This is a genomic window from Bacillus sp. FJAT-27245 (assembly GCF_001273955.1).
Taxonomy (GTDB): Bacteria; Bacillota; Bacilli; order Bacillales; family Cytobacillaceae; genus Bacillus_D.
Genome location: NZ_LIGI01000001.1, coordinates 1,636,828 through 1,650,940 on the forward strand (window position 1 = coordinate 1,636,828; position 14,113 = coordinate 1,650,940).

The window sequence follows — 14,113 nt, forward strand, 5'->3', positions numbered from 1 at the left end:
AAGAAGGTTAGGTGAAAAAAGTGGACAAGCAAAAAAAGAATCTTACAAGCTTTTCAATCGTTGCAGCCATTATCGGTTTTATGATCGCAATCCAGTTCCAGACCGTAAAGGAACCTGTTGATGTGCGCGATACAAGGGATATTTGGCAGCTCCGGCAGGACATCCTCAAGGAAAAGAAGCTGCAGTCGGAACTCCTTGGCGAAATCAGGTCAGCCGAGGACAAGCTTGCCGGGTATGAAACAAAGAGGCAAAACGGGAAAGAACAGGTACTCCGGGAAACGCTTGAGGAATTAAAGATAGAGGCGGGTTTGACTGAAATAACCGGCCCGGGCATCATCCTGACAATCGGACCTGTGTATGAGGAGGTTCTTATCGGGGATCCAATCAGTACGACTGTAACTCCCGATTTATTAAAAAGGCTGACAAACGAATTAAATATGTATGAGGCAAAACACATCTCCATTGATGGGCAAAGGATAATCAATTCAACCGTCATCAGGGAAATCAGCTCGGAGACCAGGATAGACGGACATCGGCTCTCGGCGCTTCCGGTAGAAATAAAAGTTATCGTAGACAATGCGCAGGCCGCAGAAAAACTCTCCAACCGAATGAAAGCATCCCAGTCGATGGAAGAGTTTTTCATAGAAAACCTCCGCTTGACTGTATCGGACCCAATACAGGAAATCACTATCGAGGCATATGGAAATCCGATCAGGATCAACACAATGAAGCCGGCCAAGACCGATGAAGGGGGGAATTCCTGATGTGGCTTCCAGTCCTGGGGCTTATCATCGGAGTGATACTCGGGCTTATGACCGAGATCAGGATTCCGGAAGAGTATTCGAATTATTTGTCAATCGCCGTCCTGGCCGCGCTGGATACCCTGTTTGGCGGAATCAGGGCGCACTTGCAAAATATATATGACGAAAAGGTTTTCGTATCGGGTTTTTTCTTTAATATAATCCTTGCAGCAAGTTTAGCTTTCCTGGGAGTCCATCTTGGTGTAGACTTGTATTTAGCTGCCGTGTTCGCATTTGGGGTAAGGCTTTTTCAAAATATCGCGGTAATCAGGCGAATTATCCTTACCAAATGGTCGGCATCACGTGAAAAAACAGAAAAAATTTGATATTTTTTAAAGGGAATCATTTCGTTCTGACGAATATTTTTATAATATATAATTATATTTACATTTTTATGAACGATAAAACTAGTAGAAATGCAGTATTTGCCGAAGGAGGTGCCATAGGATGAACAACAATGAGATATTTGTAAGTCTTGACATCGGTACATCCAGTGTAAAAGTGATCATTGGTGAGAAGGTCAATGACTCGTTAAATATTATCGGAGTTGGCAACGTGAAATCAGCCGGGCTCAGAAAAGGGGCCATCGTTGATATAGAAGAGACCGTTCATTCTATTAAAAAAGCAGTCGAACAGGCCGAGAGAATGATAGGAATGGAAATACGGCAAGTTATTGTCGGGATTACCGGGAACCATGTCATGCTCCAGCCATGCCACGGGGTAGTCGCCGTTTCCGGTGACAACAAGGAAATTACCCGCGAGGATATTAACCGTGTCGAAGATGCAGCCAAGGTTATTTCAATCCCGCCTGAAAGGGAAATCATTGATGTGGTGCCATACCAGTACATTGTCGATGGCCAGGACGAAATTACCGACCCAATCAATATGATGGGCGTCAGGCTCGAAATGGAAGGCACAATCATAACAGGCTACAAAACAATCCTACATAATGTCCTAAGATGTGTTGAACGGGCGAATCTTGAAATTCTTGATATTACGCTCCAGCCTCTTGCCGCCGGAATGTTTTCCCTCTCAAACGATGAGAAAAACCTCGGCACAGCCCTTATTGACATCGGGGGAGGAACAACAACCATCGCGGTGTTTGATGAGGGCCGCCTGACCGCCACGAGCGTGATTCCCATTGGCGGTGAACATATTACGAAGGATCTTTCCATCGTTCTTAGGACTTCAACTGAAAATGCGGAAAAAATCAAAATCAAATATGGACATGCCTATTACGAGCAAGCTTCAGGGGATGAAGTTTTCAGTGTCCCTGTTATCGGCAGCGACCAGCACCAGCAATTTACCCAGCTTGAAATTTCGGAAATTATCGAAGCGAGGCTGGAAGAAATATTTGATCTTATCCTGAATGAACTAAAAAGGATGGGAGTCGGCGACCTTCCAGGCGGCTATGTCCTGACGGGCGGCGTTTCAAATATGGAAGGCGTGCTAGAACTTGCGCAGGCGGTTTTCCAAAGCAGGGTAAGAAGGGCAATTCCTGATTACATTGGAGTAAGGGAACCGCAATACACATCCGGGGTCGGATTGATTAAATATGCAAGCAGGAACAGCAGGCTTGATGGCTATATCCAGTCGGTAAGCGTTCCGCATTCCCAGGACCATAAGGAAAACAGGGCGCCAAAACAACAGGCAGCGCAAAAGCAGCCCAAACAGCCTGAAGAAAAAATGTCCACGAAAGTTAAGAAATTTTTTGGCTACTTTTTTGAATAGGCAAAAATGTTTTGAAACTGCTTTCCAGACGCTGACTGATGAATCGATTAAAACCGGGGGTTCTCCTGCCTGAATCCCTTTTTCTTTAGATTAGAAAATCAGGCAGGCAATTTGCCTCAAATGAACGGGGCGACAGGGCGACAAGGAAAATGGACGAATTAGGAGGATTTGTCATGTTGGAGTTTGATACAAATTTAGATCAATTAGCTACCATAAAAGTTATTGGCGTCGGGGGCGGCGGTAACAACGCTGTAAACCGCATGATCGAACATGGTGTCCAGGGGGTTGAATTCATCGCTGTCAATACAGACGCCCAAGCCCTCAATCTGTCCAAAGCGGAAGTGAAAATGCAAATTGGCGCGAAGCTAACAAGAGGGCTTGGAGCAGGTGCCAATCCCGAAGTTGGCAAAAGGGCAGCCGAAGAAAGCAAGGAACAAATTGAAGAAGCGCTCCGCGGTGCCGACATGGTATTCGTTACAGCCGGAATGGGCGGAGGCACCGGAACCGGCGCGGCTCCTGTCATTGCCCAAATCGCGCGTGACCTTGGCGCCCTGACTGTAGGGGTTGTTACACGCCCGTTCACGTTTGAAGGGAAAAAGCGGCAGACCCAGGCAGCCATGGGGATTTCCGGGATGAAGGACGCTGTTGATACCTTAATCGTCATTCCAAACGACCGTCTTCTCGAAATTGTTGACAAAAGCACGCCGATGCTTGAAGCCTTTCGTGAAGCGGACAATGTATTGCGGCAAGGGGTCCAGGGCATATCCGACCTTATCGCCGTGCCTGGGTTGATTAACCTTGACTTTGCGGACGTAAAAACAATTATGTCCAGCAAAGGTTCCGCGCTAATGGGTATCGGGGTTGCTTCAGGTGAAAATCGCGCTGCCGAAGCCGCCAAAAAAGCGATCAGCTCCCCGCTGCTTGAGACTTCGATTGATGGCGCGCAAGGCGTCCTGATGAACATCACCGGAGGAACGAACCTTAGCCTGTATGAAGTCCAGGAAGCTGCTGATATTGTTGCTTCAGCATCTGACCAGGAAGTAAACATGATCTTCGGATCAGTCATTAACGAAAATTTAAAGGATGAAATTCTTGTAACCGTCATTGCGACCGGCTTCAATGAAGAATCCCTTCAGCAAAAGCCATCAGCCCGTCCGACTTTTGGACAGCCGAAACCATCGATTGGGACTGTCAAGAGGGAGCCGAAACGTGAAGAACCGGTACAGGAGCCGCAAAGGCCTTCCTCGGTCTCACAGGAAGATACATTGGATATCCCGACATTCCTTCGCAACCGGAACAGGAGAAGGTAACGACAGGTTTTCCAGCCAGTTTAAAAAATATCATGTTGAAAGCACGTCCCAAAAATGGGCGTGCTTTTTATTTTTGCCAAAGTGGAGCCTTTACAATTGAAATTGGCAAAAGCCGAGGGGAATCGTTGAAAATTCCATCATTTCACGTACAGGAATCGACACACTTTCAACCTCGGGATGCTATATACTTTTTCGTAAACAGAACAAGGCATCCTGTCTAACAGGATCCCGAATGAGGAGAATATGCTTGTGACTGTTTACTTGGATGTAATATGGGCATTGAACCTGCTCTTTGACTGCCTCCTTCTCAGCCTGTCGGCAATTGTGCTGAAAATGGCCGTTCCTCCCTGGAAAATAGCGGCAGGCGGGTTCATCGGTTCCCTAATAATCTTGCTCCATTTCACTCCTCTTGGCACATATGCAGGGCATCCTCTTTCCAAGCTGCTGTTTTCAATTTTGATGGTTCTGGCCGCTTTTGGCTACAAAGGGATGAGATTCTTTTTATCATCGCTTGCCGCCCTCTACCTCTCGACGTTTTTGGTCGGGGGAGCGATGATGGGGGCGCATTATTTTTTGCAAACAGGCGGAGCAGCATCGAAAGCGTTCCTCTCTTCCATATCGGAAGGGTTCGGGGATCCGGTAAGCTGGGCATTCGTGTTAATTGGATTTCCTCTCGCTTGGCATTTTTCAAAAAACAGGCTTGCGGCCATTGAAATGGCGAAAATCAAATTCGGCCAGCTTGTCAAAGTCCAAATTACCATTAATGGGGAAGAGCTCTGCTTTACCGGTTTAATCGATAGCGGAAACCAGCTGTATGACCCAATTACAAGGCTTCCAGTCATGTTTGCTTCCGTGAAAAAGACAATTGGCTCATTGCCGCCACCGATTCTGGCCGCATCATCCGACCCGGATGCAATTATTTATGGAGACGTCCCTTTGGATGCCGAATGGGAGCATCGCATAAGAATTGTGCCTTATTCGGTAGTCGGACAAGAAAATCGGCTGGTGCTGGCCATCAAACCAGATATGGTTGCCATTACGCAAGGTGAACAAATATTCCATACAAAAAAAGCGCTCGTTTCATTTACACTTCAGGAGCTTTCATCCGATGGGTCCTTTGAGTGCATTGTCCATCCTAAGATGCTGACAGGCGTTCCGGGAGGCCCCGGCATGGCAAGTTAATACTAATATACTCACCGATACTTTTTTTAGAAGGAGGAACAAACGTGAAAAAATGGAGGCTCCGTTTATACTATTACTGGTCGAAGCTGCTTTTTAAGCTTGGTTTGAAAAGTGAAGAAGTCCATTACATAGGGGGCAGCGAAGCACTGCCGCCACCGCTTAGCAAGGAGGAGGAGGAAGTCCTCTTGAAAAAGCTTCCCGCGGGGGATAAAACCGCGCGTTCCATCCTGATTGAAAGAAATTTGCGGCTTGTCGTTTATATAGCCAGGAAATTTGAAAATACGGGCATCAATATCGAGGATTTGATCTCGATCGGCACGATAGGGCTTATCAAGGCTGTAAACACATTCAATCCAGAGAAAAAGATCAAACTAGCCACTTATGCTTCCAGATGCATTGAAAATGAAATCCTAATGTATTTGCGGAGGAACAACAAAATCAGGTCGGAAGTTTCCTTCGATGAACCACTCAACATCGATTGGGATGGAAATGAGCTTCTTCTTTCGGATGTACTTGGGACGGATGACGATATTATTACAAGGGATCTTGAGGCAAATGTGGACCGAAAGCTGCTATCCAAAGCGCTGCACCAGCTATCGGACCGCGAGAAGCAAATTATGGAGCTGCGCTTCGGCCTGGCGAACGGGGAAGAGAAGACGCAGAAAGATGTCGCTGATATGCTCGGCATCTCTCAATCGTATATTTCCAGGCTTGAAAAGCGGATTATTAAGAGGTTGCGCAAGGAATTCAATAAAATGGTCTAAACTGCCTTCAATGGGGCGGCAAAAAAAATTTTGAAGGCGGAAGTCGCGAACGTAAAGGGATTTGGGCTTGGACCGTCTTTCCCGGCTCATGGGGGCCTGCATATTTTTCCTTTCCAAGGAGATACTGTTTTTTGAACAGCAGCTCCTACAAGGAGGGAAAAGGCATTGACCCGAAATAAGGTTGAAATATGCGGCGTCGACACATCGAAGCTTCCTGTATTGAAAAACGATGAAATGCGCATGCTTTTCCGTGAAATGCAGGCAGGGGACCTGACTGCCCGGGAAAAGCTTGTCAATGGCAACCTGCGGCTTGTGCTCAGTGTCATCCAGCGCTTCAACAACCGCGGCGAATTTGTCGACGACCTATTTCAGGTTGGCTGTATTGGCCTCATGAAGTCAATCGATAATTTCGATTTGGGCCAGAATGTAAAGTTTTCCACTTACGCGGTGCCGATGATTATCGGGGAAATCAGGCGCTATTTGCGCGACAACAATCCCATCCGGGTATCAAGATCGCTCAGGGACATCGCCTACAAGGCACTGCAGGTCAGGGAGAAGCTGATGGGCGAAACATCAAGGGAGCCGACAGCGGAAGAAATTGCGAAGGTCCTTGAAGTTCCCCATGAAGAAATCGTCTTTGCCCTTGATGCAATCCAGGATCCCGTTTCCCTATTCGAACCGATTTACAATGACGGCGGGGATCCCATTTATGTGATGGACCAACTAAGTGATGAGCGGAACAAGGATACGCATTGGATTGAGGAAATCGCGCTCAAGGAAGGGATGCGAAGGCTGAACGACCGGGAAAAGCTTATATTGCGAAAACGCTTCTTCCAGGGGAAGACGCAAATGGAAGTAGCGGATGAAATAGGAATTTCGCAGGCGCAGGTTTCAAGGCTTGAAAAAGCGGCCATTAAACAAATGAATAAAAATATTCAAAGCTGAAGCTGCCTTGAAAAGGCGGCTTCTTCAATTTTTTTACCCTGGCTTCCTGATTTGCCCAAAGAAAAAGGCTGGCTGCATGGAGGAATGGATGGCCTGCCAACTTTTCTCCCCCTGTGCAAACAATTTTCCCGTCCCTCTGTCATATAGTTTAAATAGCAAATGACAGGGGTGGATTGTAATGGTGAGGATATCCGATTTTCAAATGAAGGACGTCATTAATGTAGCCGATGGAAAAAAGCTTGGCAACGTAACCGACATAGACATAAACCTTGCCACCGGAAAAATACAGGCGGTGGTGATTGGAGGCGCGGGAAAGGTGCTTGGCTTTTTCGGAAAAGATGAAGATACTGTAATCCCTTGGGCCAACATCCTGAAGATTGGCCAGGACGTAATCCTGGTAAGAGCCAGTGGGCTGGCACATAAATCCGCTCCTGAAGGGCAGGAAAACACCGTCGGGTAAGTTAGCCTGTCGGATTTAGGCGCGGTATGGTAAACTAGAGAAAAAACAGGGGAAAACGATGGAACCATTTCTTTCACAGAATGAATCAATTTTATTTCTAGGCGGTTGGATGAAGGAATATCCCGGCCTTTCCGCAGGCTTTACTGCGAAGGCCGGAGGGTATAGCACGGGTGAATTTGAGAGTATGAATACCGGTTTCCATGTGGGGGACAATCCTGCCGTGGTTAGGAAAAATCGGGAGACAATTGCCGGGATGGCAGGCTTTTCGCTTCTTGATATGGTGGGTGCCGAACAAACACATGGGACGAACATTGTCAAAGCAGGCTCCCATTTGAAGGGGCGGGGAGCAGAAGCCTACAGTGATTCTGTCCGGGATACAGACGGGTTCTACACAAACGAACCAGGCATCCTGTTGTCCCTCTGTTTTGCTGATTGCGTACCGCTCTATTTCTTCGATCCGGGGAGCAGGATGGTAGGCATCGCCCATGCTGGATGGAAGGGTACAGTTAACGGAATCGGCCCTAAAATGGTCGATGCCTGGAGGGCGGAAGGGATTGCGCCTTCGGATATTTTCGCGGCCATCGGGCCATCCATTTGCAAAAATTGTTACATTGTCGACGGCAGGGTAATCGCTTTTGCAGAAAAGATACTAGAACATGTCGAAAAAAAACCATATAATCAAATTAGCGCCGGGCACTATTCCCTAGATCTCCAGACAATGAACAAGATACTGTTGGAAAAGGCCGGAATACCGGCGCGCAACATTGCTGTGACCGGGCTTTGTTCATCGTGCGGAAATGGAAGCTTCTTTTCCCACCGAAGGGACAAGGGGAAGACCGGGAGGATGCTTGGATTTATTGGTTGGAAGGAGGGTTCTTTTAGGTAATGGGGGTAGCAGAAAATCATAGAGAAATACGCACCAGGATAGCAGAAGCCTGCCTGAAATCCAAAAGGGATCCTGATGAAGTGAAAATTATTGCCGTAACAAAATATGTCAGTACGGATAGGGCTTTGGAAGCAGTCGAGGCCGGAATTCGGGACATCGGGGAAAACCGTGATGACGGATTTCTCCGAAAATGGGATACCCTCGGAGAAAAGGCCTCTTTCCATTTCATCGGTTCGCTGCAATCAAGGAAAGTAAAAAACATCATCGGGAAAGCTGATTACATTCATTCGTTGGACAGGCTGTCACTCGCCAAAGAAATTGATAAGCGGGCGGAGAAAGAAGTAAAATGCCTCGTACAAGTAAATGTTTCCGGTGAAGAATCGAAACAGGGGCTTAAACCGGAAGACGTTATAGCATTCATTTCGGAAGTGAAGCAATACCGGAAAATACGTGTTGAAGGGCTTATGACGATGGCTCCCTTGACGGATGACGAAGCTGTTCTAAGGAATTGCTTCCAAACACTCAGGGAGTTGAGGGACAAGATCAGCGCAATGGGATTGCCGCATGCCCCGTGCACGGAATTGTCAATGGGGATGTCGAATGACTATGAAGTTGCCGTCGAGGAAGGGGCGACGATGGTCAGGATTGGCACGTCCCTCGTCGGAAAAAACGATATGGAGGTGCATGTAGATGAGCATTAAATCAAAGTTTAAAAATTTCTTCTTTCTTGACGAACAATACGATGAAGAAGAGGACTATGTTGAAGAGCCTGAACCGTTAAGGCCACAAAAACAGCAGGTGGCAAAGACGCAAAATGTCGTCAGCCTCCAAAGCGTCCAGAAGGCATCAAATTCAAAGGTGGTTTTGATTGAGCCAAGGATGTATTCCGAAGCCCAGGAAATCGCCGATCACCTGAAAAACCGCCGGGCCGTTGTCGTCAACCTGCAGCGGATCGACCATGATCAGGCTAAGCGGATTGTTGACTTCCTCAGCGGGACCGTGTATGCGATTGGCGGCGATATACAAAAAATTGGCCTGAGCATCTTCCTGTGCACGCCGGATAATGTCGAGGTTTCAGGCAATATATCCGAGCTGATGCAGGAGCATGATTTTCAGGATTCGAGGTGGTAAAAGTTAATGGCTGTGATTGGATTTTATCTAGCGAAAATCGTTAATTTATATATCTGGGCTTTAATTATTTACATATTAATGTCCTGGTTTCCAAATGCAAGAGGGACTGCCATCGGCCAGTTCCTGGCAAGGATTTGCGAACCGTATTTGGAACAATTCAGAAGATTCATCCCGCCGCTTGGGATGATTGACATCTCCCCGATTGTCGCCATCCTTGTCCTCCAGTTTGCGATGAATGGCCTTATGAGGGTATTCACCTGGTTTTAATGGGCGCGTCGCTTTTAGGCGGGCTGGCTTTAGGCGGCCGGTCCTTTTTGCTTGAGCATTGTATTCGAGGAGCAAAAATATGAATATTTACCAACATTTCAGGCCTTCGGAAAGGGAATTCATAGATCAGGTACTGCAATGGAAAAACCAGGCGGAAATTTCCTATGCGGTGAAATTGACCGACTTTCTTGATCCAAGGGAGCAGCATATTCTTAAAACATTGATCGGCGAGAACGGGGAAGTCCGGGTCGAGTTCTACGGGGGCACCGGCCGGGCCGAACGAAGGCGGGCGCTTTTGCTTCCGGATTATGCCGAAACAGCGGAGGAAGAGTTCCAAATTAGCCTCATGGATATCCGCTATCCTTCGAAATTTGTTTCAATCGAACATCCCCAGGTTCTCGGTAGCCTGATGTCAATCGGATTGAAACGGGGGAAGTTCGGCGACATCTTGATAGGTGAAGGAAAAGCGCAATTTTATTGCGCTTCCGAAGTGGTGGATTTCGTCAAGATGCAGCTAGAGTCAATTGGAAGGGCTTCGGTAAACATCAGTGAAATTCCAATTGGGCAGGCGCTGCAGCCAGCTGAAGCTTGGGCCGAAGAGACGCTGACGGTAAGCTCGCTCAGGCTTGACGCTGTTCTTGCTGCCATCCACCATTTATCGAGGCAGAAAGCCCAGCTCCTCATCCAGCAGGGGCTCGTCAAAGTAAATTGGGCTGAGACGGCGAATCCCGCGTTTGAAATGGGCGAAGGCGACATGATTTCAACCCGCGGCTATGGCCGATCCAGGGTCATTTCCATTGAGGGGAAAACTAAAAAAGAAAAATGGCGAATTATTGCCGCAAAACAAAAATAAATTTACAGCCTTTTGCAGGAAACTGCCTGTTCCTGTCGAATTATTAAGTAGATAAAATACATATCAAACAAACAGAAAGAAAGGTATGCCTGCATAAGGAACGGATACTCAATTTAAGGGAGGTGGCGTTATGCCATTAACACCATTGGATATACACAATAAGGAATTCACAAAGGGATTCCGGGGATACGATGAAGACGAAGTAAACGAATTTCTCGATCAAGTGATCAAGGACTACGAATTGATCCTCCGCGAAAAAAAGGAACTGGAAGAGCGCCTGAATGATATGAATGACCGTCTCGGCCATTTTACCAATATTGAGGAAACGCTGAACAAGTCGATTATCATCGCCCAGGAGGCAGCCGAGGAAGTAAAGCGGATTGCCCAGAAAGAAGCCAAGCTTATCATCAAGGAAGCCGAGAAGAACGCCGACAGGATAGTAAACGAGTCATTATCGAAAGCGCGTAAGATCGCTCTTGAAATCGAAGATCTGAAGAAACAATCCAAAGTATTCAGGACCCGCTTCAAAATGCTCATCGAAGCACAGCTTGATATGATCAACAACGACGACTGGGATCACCTTCTCGATTATAAGCTGGATGCGACCGAACTGAAGGCGACCGAGGAAGAGGATTCGCTCGCTTGACGGATGCCTTCATAATGGCATATAATTTCCTAATATAAGAATTGAAAAGACTAACAGGCTATGAAAGGGACAGTACAATTTCACAAGCTTTTCTAGCGAGCCGGGATTGGTGGAAGCCGGCAAAAGCAGGAAATTGGAAAATCACCCGGGAGTCCCGCACTGAACGGCTGAAGCGAAGCCTAGTAAGCTGTGGCGCTAAATCCACGTTACGGATGTTTGAGCGGGCGGCGTGTAAATATGCTGCCTATCAGGGTGGTACCGCGGGAAAACAAAACCTTCTCGTCCCTATTTGGGATGGGAAGGTTTTTTATTTTGAAAGAAAATGTCCCCTAATTAAGGGCCAGTAAGTTCAGGAGGAAAAGATAATGGATTACAAAGACACATTGCTGATGCCGAATACGGATTTTCCAATGCGGGGCAACCTTCCGAAAAGGGAGCCGGAAATCCAGGTGAAATGGGAAGAACAAGATATTTATAAAAAAGTGCAGGAGCGGACAAAAGGCCGCCCGATGTATGTACTGCATGACGGCCCTCCGTATGCGAACGGTGATATCCATATGGGCCATGCCCTTAACAAAATCCTGAAAGATATCATTGTCCGCCATAAGTCGATGACAGGCTACTGTGCTCCTTATGTACCTGGATGGGATACACACGGCCTGCCAATCGAACAGGCATTGGCGAATAAGGGCGTTAAGCGTAAGGAAATGACAGTCGCTGAATTCAGGCAGCTTTGCACCGAATACGCGCTTGGCCAAATCGATAGCCAACGGTCTCAGTTCAGACGGCTTGGAGTCCGGGGCGATTGGGATAACCCATATATCACCCTGAAGCCTGAATATGAAGCGCAGCAAATCAAAGTATTCGGGGAAATGGCGAAAAAAGGCTATATTTACAAGGGCAAGAAGCCAGTGTACTGGTCACCTTCAAGTGAGTCCGCGCTTGCAGAGGCGGAAATTGAATACAAGGATAAAAAGTCGCCTTCCATTTATGTTGGTTTCAAAGTGAAAGATGGAAAAGGCGTACTTGATGCGGATACGAGCATCATTATCTGGACGACGACTCCATGGACCATTCCTGCCAATCTCGGTATTTCCGTGCATCCGGACCTTGATTACGCGGTTGTTTCGGCAAACGGGAAGAACTATGTTGTTGCCGAGGCCCTTCTCGAGTCAGTGGCAAAGGAAATTGGCTGGGATTCCTATGAAGTTGCCCGGAAGGTTAAAGGCAGCGAGCTTGAATACATTACAGCAGGCCATCCGCTGTACGACCGCGATTCCCTTGTCATGCTTGGCGAGCATGTAACAACCGATGCGGGAACCGGGTGTGTGCACACCGCCCCTGGGCACGGGGAAGATGACTTTTATGTCGGACAGAAATATGGGCTTGGTGTGCTTTGCCCAGTGGATGACAAAGGCTATATGACAGCAGAGGCGGAAGGCTTTGAAGGGAAATTTTACGATGAAGCCAACAAGCCGATCACACAGGCATTGGATGAAGCAGGGGCATTGCTGAAGCTTTCGTTCATTACCCACTCCTATCCGCACGACTGGCGGACGAAAAAGCCGGTTATTTTCCGGGCCACCGCCCAGTGGTTCGCTTCGATCAAGGATTTCCGGAACGAACTGCTCGATGCGGTTAAAGAAACGGAATGGGTTCCTGCCTGGGGCGAAACGCGCCTCTTCAATATGGTCCGTGACCGCGGCGATTGGTGCATTTCCAGGCAGCGTGTCTGGGGCGTGCCGATTCCCGTTTTCTACGCTGAAAATGGCGAATCTATTATCACGGATGAAACAATCGAGCATGTTTCCAATCTGTTCCGTGAATATGGTTCGAATATTTGGTTTGAAAGGGAGGCCAAGGACCTTCTCCCTGAAGGCTTCACACACCCTGGTTCGCCAAATGGGGCATTCACAAAGGAATCCGACATCATGGATGTATGGTTCGACTCCGGTTCATCCCATCAGGCTGTGCTGGAAGAACGGGATGACCTGCAGCGCCCGGCCGACCTTTATTTGGAAGGCTCCGACCAATACCGCGGCTGGTTCAACTCATCGCTTTCTACCGCTGTAGCCGTGACAGGCAAGGCGCCGTATAAAGGGGTATTGAGCCATGGATTTGTCCTCGACGGGGAAGGCCGGAAAATGAGTAAATCACTCGGGAATGTCATGGTTCCTGAAAAAATCATGAAACAGATGGGTGCGGACATCCTGCGCCTATGGGTGGCTTCGGTCGATTACCAATCCGATGTGCGCGTTTCTGATGCGATCCTGAAGCAGGTTGCCGAAGTATACAGGAAAATCAGGAACACTTTCCGGTTCCTGCTCGGAAACCTGGCTGATTTCAATCCGGAAACAGATGCCCTTTCCTATGGAGAACTGCGTGAGGTAGACCAATTCATGCTCGTGAAGCTCAACAGGCTAATCAAGCAGGTGAGAACCTCTTACGACAAGTATGAATTCTCGGGAATTTACCATGCGGTAAACAACTTCTGTACGCTTGACCTGAGTTCGTTCTACCTTGATTTCGCAAAAGATATTCTTTACATCGAGGCGAAGGATAACAAGGCAAGGCGCGCAATTCAGACCGTACTTTATGAATCGCTCGTTTCCCTTGCCCAGCTCGTTTCCCCAATCCTGTCCCATACAGCGGACGAGGTTTGGGAATTCATTCCGGGCGTTAACGAGGAAAGCGTCCAGCTGACCGATATGCCTGAATATAAACAATATGATAATGCGGATGCGCTTATGGAAAAATGGACAGCATTCATGAAGCTCAGGGATGATGTCCTAAAAGCACTCGAAGAAGCGCGGAATGAAAAAGTGATTGGCAAGTCGCTGACCGCGAAGGTAACCCTTTATGTGAATAAGCAAACCAGGGAGCTTCTTGATTCAATCGATGAGGATCTGAAACAGCTTTTCATCGTTTCCGGATTGGAAGTGGCCGGCGAGGCGGAATATGCTCCGGCAGAGGCTCTTAAGCTTGAGACTGCTTCCATTGTGGTTACGAAGGCGGAAGGCGAGACTTGTGACAGGTGCTGGGTTGTTACGACAGATACCGGTTCCGATCCGGATCACCCGGCTTTGTGCGCCCGTTGCGCAAGTGTTGTTAAAGAATCCTCGCAACTGTAAGCAAAAG

General features: G+C 47.8%; 14 protein-coding genes, 1 pseudogene and 1 other annotated feature. All 15 genes and pseudogenes read left to right on the top strand.

From position 1 onward, the window contains the following. The first annotated feature begins 20 nt into the window (after positions 1-20). The 15 genes and pseudogenes from ADU24_RS07905 to ileS all read left to right on the top strand — a co-directional run bounded on the left by ADU24_RS07905 (position 21) and on the right by ileS (position 14,106). Complete coding sequence (locus ADU24_RS07905; RefSeq protein ID WP_053368841.1) at positions 21-764, top strand: DUF881 domain-containing protein; 744 nt, start codon at positions 21-23, stop codon at positions 762-764. Continuing rightward, positions 764-1,128: pseudogene (locus ADU24_RS07910) on the top strand (small basic family protein); the annotation flags it as partial. The gene ADU24_RS07905 and the pseudogene ADU24_RS07910, both read left to right, overlap by 1 nt. 119 nt (positions 1,129-1,247) lie before the next feature. Continuing rightward, positions 1,248-2,531, top strand: coding sequence for a cell division protein FtsA (ftsA, locus tag ADU24_RS07915; protein ID WP_053366114.1), 1,284 nt, complete (start codon positions 1,248-1,250; stop codon positions 2,529-2,531). Positions 2,532-2,704: 173 nt separating this feature from the next. Next, positions 2,705-3,841, top strand: a complete 1,137-nt coding sequence (gene ftsZ, locus ADU24_RS07920; RefSeq protein WP_053366115.1) for a cell division protein FtsZ — start codon at positions 2,705-2,707, stop codon at positions 3,839-3,841. Between the two features lie 249 nt (positions 3,842-4,090). Next, complete coding sequence (spoIIGA, locus tag ADU24_RS07925) at positions 4,091-5,023, top strand: sigma-E processing peptidase SpoIIGA (RefSeq protein WP_053366116.1); 933 nt, start codon at positions 4,091-4,093, stop codon at positions 5,021-5,023. Positions 5,024-5,067: 44 nt separating this feature from the next. Then, entirely contained in the window at positions 5,068-5,787 is a 720-nt protein-coding gene (sigE, locus tag ADU24_RS07930; RefSeq protein ID WP_053366117.1) for an RNA polymerase sporulation sigma factor SigE, read from the top strand. Positions 5,788-5,952: 165 nt separating this feature from the next. Further along, the gene (gene sigG, locus ADU24_RS07935; RefSeq protein ID WP_053366118.1) at positions 5,953-6,732 is read left to right on the top strand and encodes an RNA polymerase sporulation sigma factor SigG; all 780 of its coding nucleotides are present in this window, start codon (positions 5,953-5,955) and stop codon (positions 6,730-6,732) included. 178 nt (positions 6,733-6,910) lie between these two features. Next, the gene (locus ADU24_RS07940) at positions 6,911-7,192 is read left to right on the top strand and encodes a YlmC/YmxH family sporulation protein (protein ID WP_053366119.1); all 282 of its coding nucleotides are present in this window, start codon (positions 6,911-6,913) and stop codon (positions 7,190-7,192) included. A 58-nt stretch (positions 7,193-7,250) separates the two neighbouring features. Beyond that, entirely contained in the window at positions 7,251-8,078 is an 828-nt protein-coding gene (pgeF, locus tag ADU24_RS07945) for a peptidoglycan editing factor PgeF (protein WP_053366120.1), read from the top strand. Continuing rightward, positions 8,078-8,779 carry a YggS family pyridoxal phosphate-dependent enzyme gene (locus tag ADU24_RS07950; RefSeq protein WP_053366121.1) on the top strand — a complete coding sequence of 234 codons (702 nt, stop codon included), beginning with the start codon at positions 8,078-8,080 and terminating at the stop codon, positions 8,777-8,779. Before pgeF ends, ADU24_RS07950 begins: the two co-directional genes overlap by 1 nt. Next, the gene (locus ADU24_RS07955) at positions 8,769-9,209 is read left to right on the top strand and encodes a cell division protein SepF (RefSeq protein WP_053366122.1); all 441 of its coding nucleotides are present in this window, start codon (positions 8,769-8,771) and stop codon (positions 9,207-9,209) included. The genes ADU24_RS07950 and ADU24_RS07955 overlap by 11 nt, the downstream gene beginning before the upstream one ends. A gap of 6 nt (positions 9,210-9,215) precedes the next feature. Further along, a complete protein-coding gene (locus tag ADU24_RS07960) occupies positions 9,216-9,476 on the top strand; it encodes a YggT family protein (protein ID WP_053366123.1) in 261 nt (86 codons plus the stop codon). 79 nt (positions 9,477-9,555) lie between these two features. Then, complete coding sequence (locus tag ADU24_RS07965; RefSeq protein WP_053366124.1) at positions 9,556-10,329, top strand: YlmH family RNA-binding protein; 774 nt, start codon at positions 9,556-9,558, stop codon at positions 10,327-10,329. A gap of 130 nt (positions 10,330-10,459) precedes the next feature. Beyond that, on the top strand, positions 10,460-10,975 hold the full coding sequence (locus ADU24_RS07970; protein ID WP_053366125.1) for a DivIVA domain-containing protein: 516 nt from the start codon (positions 10,460-10,462) through the stop codon (positions 10,973-10,975). A 51-nt stretch (positions 10,976-11,026) separates the two neighbouring features. Beyond that, positions 11,027-11,265, top strand: a binding site (T-box leader). Between the two features lie 75 nt (positions 11,266-11,340). Next, on the top strand, positions 11,341-14,106 hold the full coding sequence (ileS, locus tag ADU24_RS07975) for an isoleucine--tRNA ligase (RefSeq protein WP_053366126.1): 2,766 nt from the start codon (positions 11,341-11,343) through the stop codon (positions 14,104-14,106). The last annotated feature ends 7 nt before the right edge of the window (positions 14,107-14,113 follow it).

Coding starts and splice junctions, on each gene's coding strand:
- ADU24_RS07965 (WP_053366124.1), top strand. CDS start 9,556: ATGAATATTTACCAACATTTCAGGCCTTCGGAAAGGGAATTCATAGAT.
- ileS (WP_053366126.1), top strand. CDS start 11,341: ATGGATTACAAAGACACATTGCTGATGCCGAATACGGATTTTCCAATG.
- ADU24_RS07960 (WP_053366123.1), top strand. CDS start 9,216: ATGGCTGTGATTGGATTTTATCTAGCGAAAATCGTTAATTTATATATC.
- pgeF (WP_053366120.1), top strand. CDS start 7,251: ATGGAACCATTTCTTTCACAGAATGAATCAATTTTATTTCTAGGCGGT.
- ftsA (WP_053366114.1), top strand. CDS start 1,248: ATGAACAACAATGAGATATTTGTAAGTCTTGACATCGGTACATCCAGT.
- ADU24_RS07950 (WP_053366121.1), top strand. CDS start 8,078: ATGGGGGTAGCAGAAAATCATAGAGAAATACGCACCAGGATAGCAGAA.
- ftsZ (WP_053366115.1), top strand. CDS start 2,705: ATGTTGGAGTTTGATACAAATTTAGATCAATTAGCTACCATAAAAGTT.
- ADU24_RS07970 (WP_053366125.1), top strand. CDS start 10,460: ATGCCATTAACACCATTGGATATACACAATAAGGAATTCACAAAGGGA.
- ADU24_RS07940 (WP_053366119.1), top strand. CDS start 6,911: ATGGTGAGGATATCCGATTTTCAAATGAAGGACGTCATTAATGTAGCC.
- ADU24_RS07955 (WP_053366122.1), top strand. CDS start 8,769: ATGAGCATTAAATCAAAGTTTAAAAATTTCTTCTTTCTTGACGAACAA.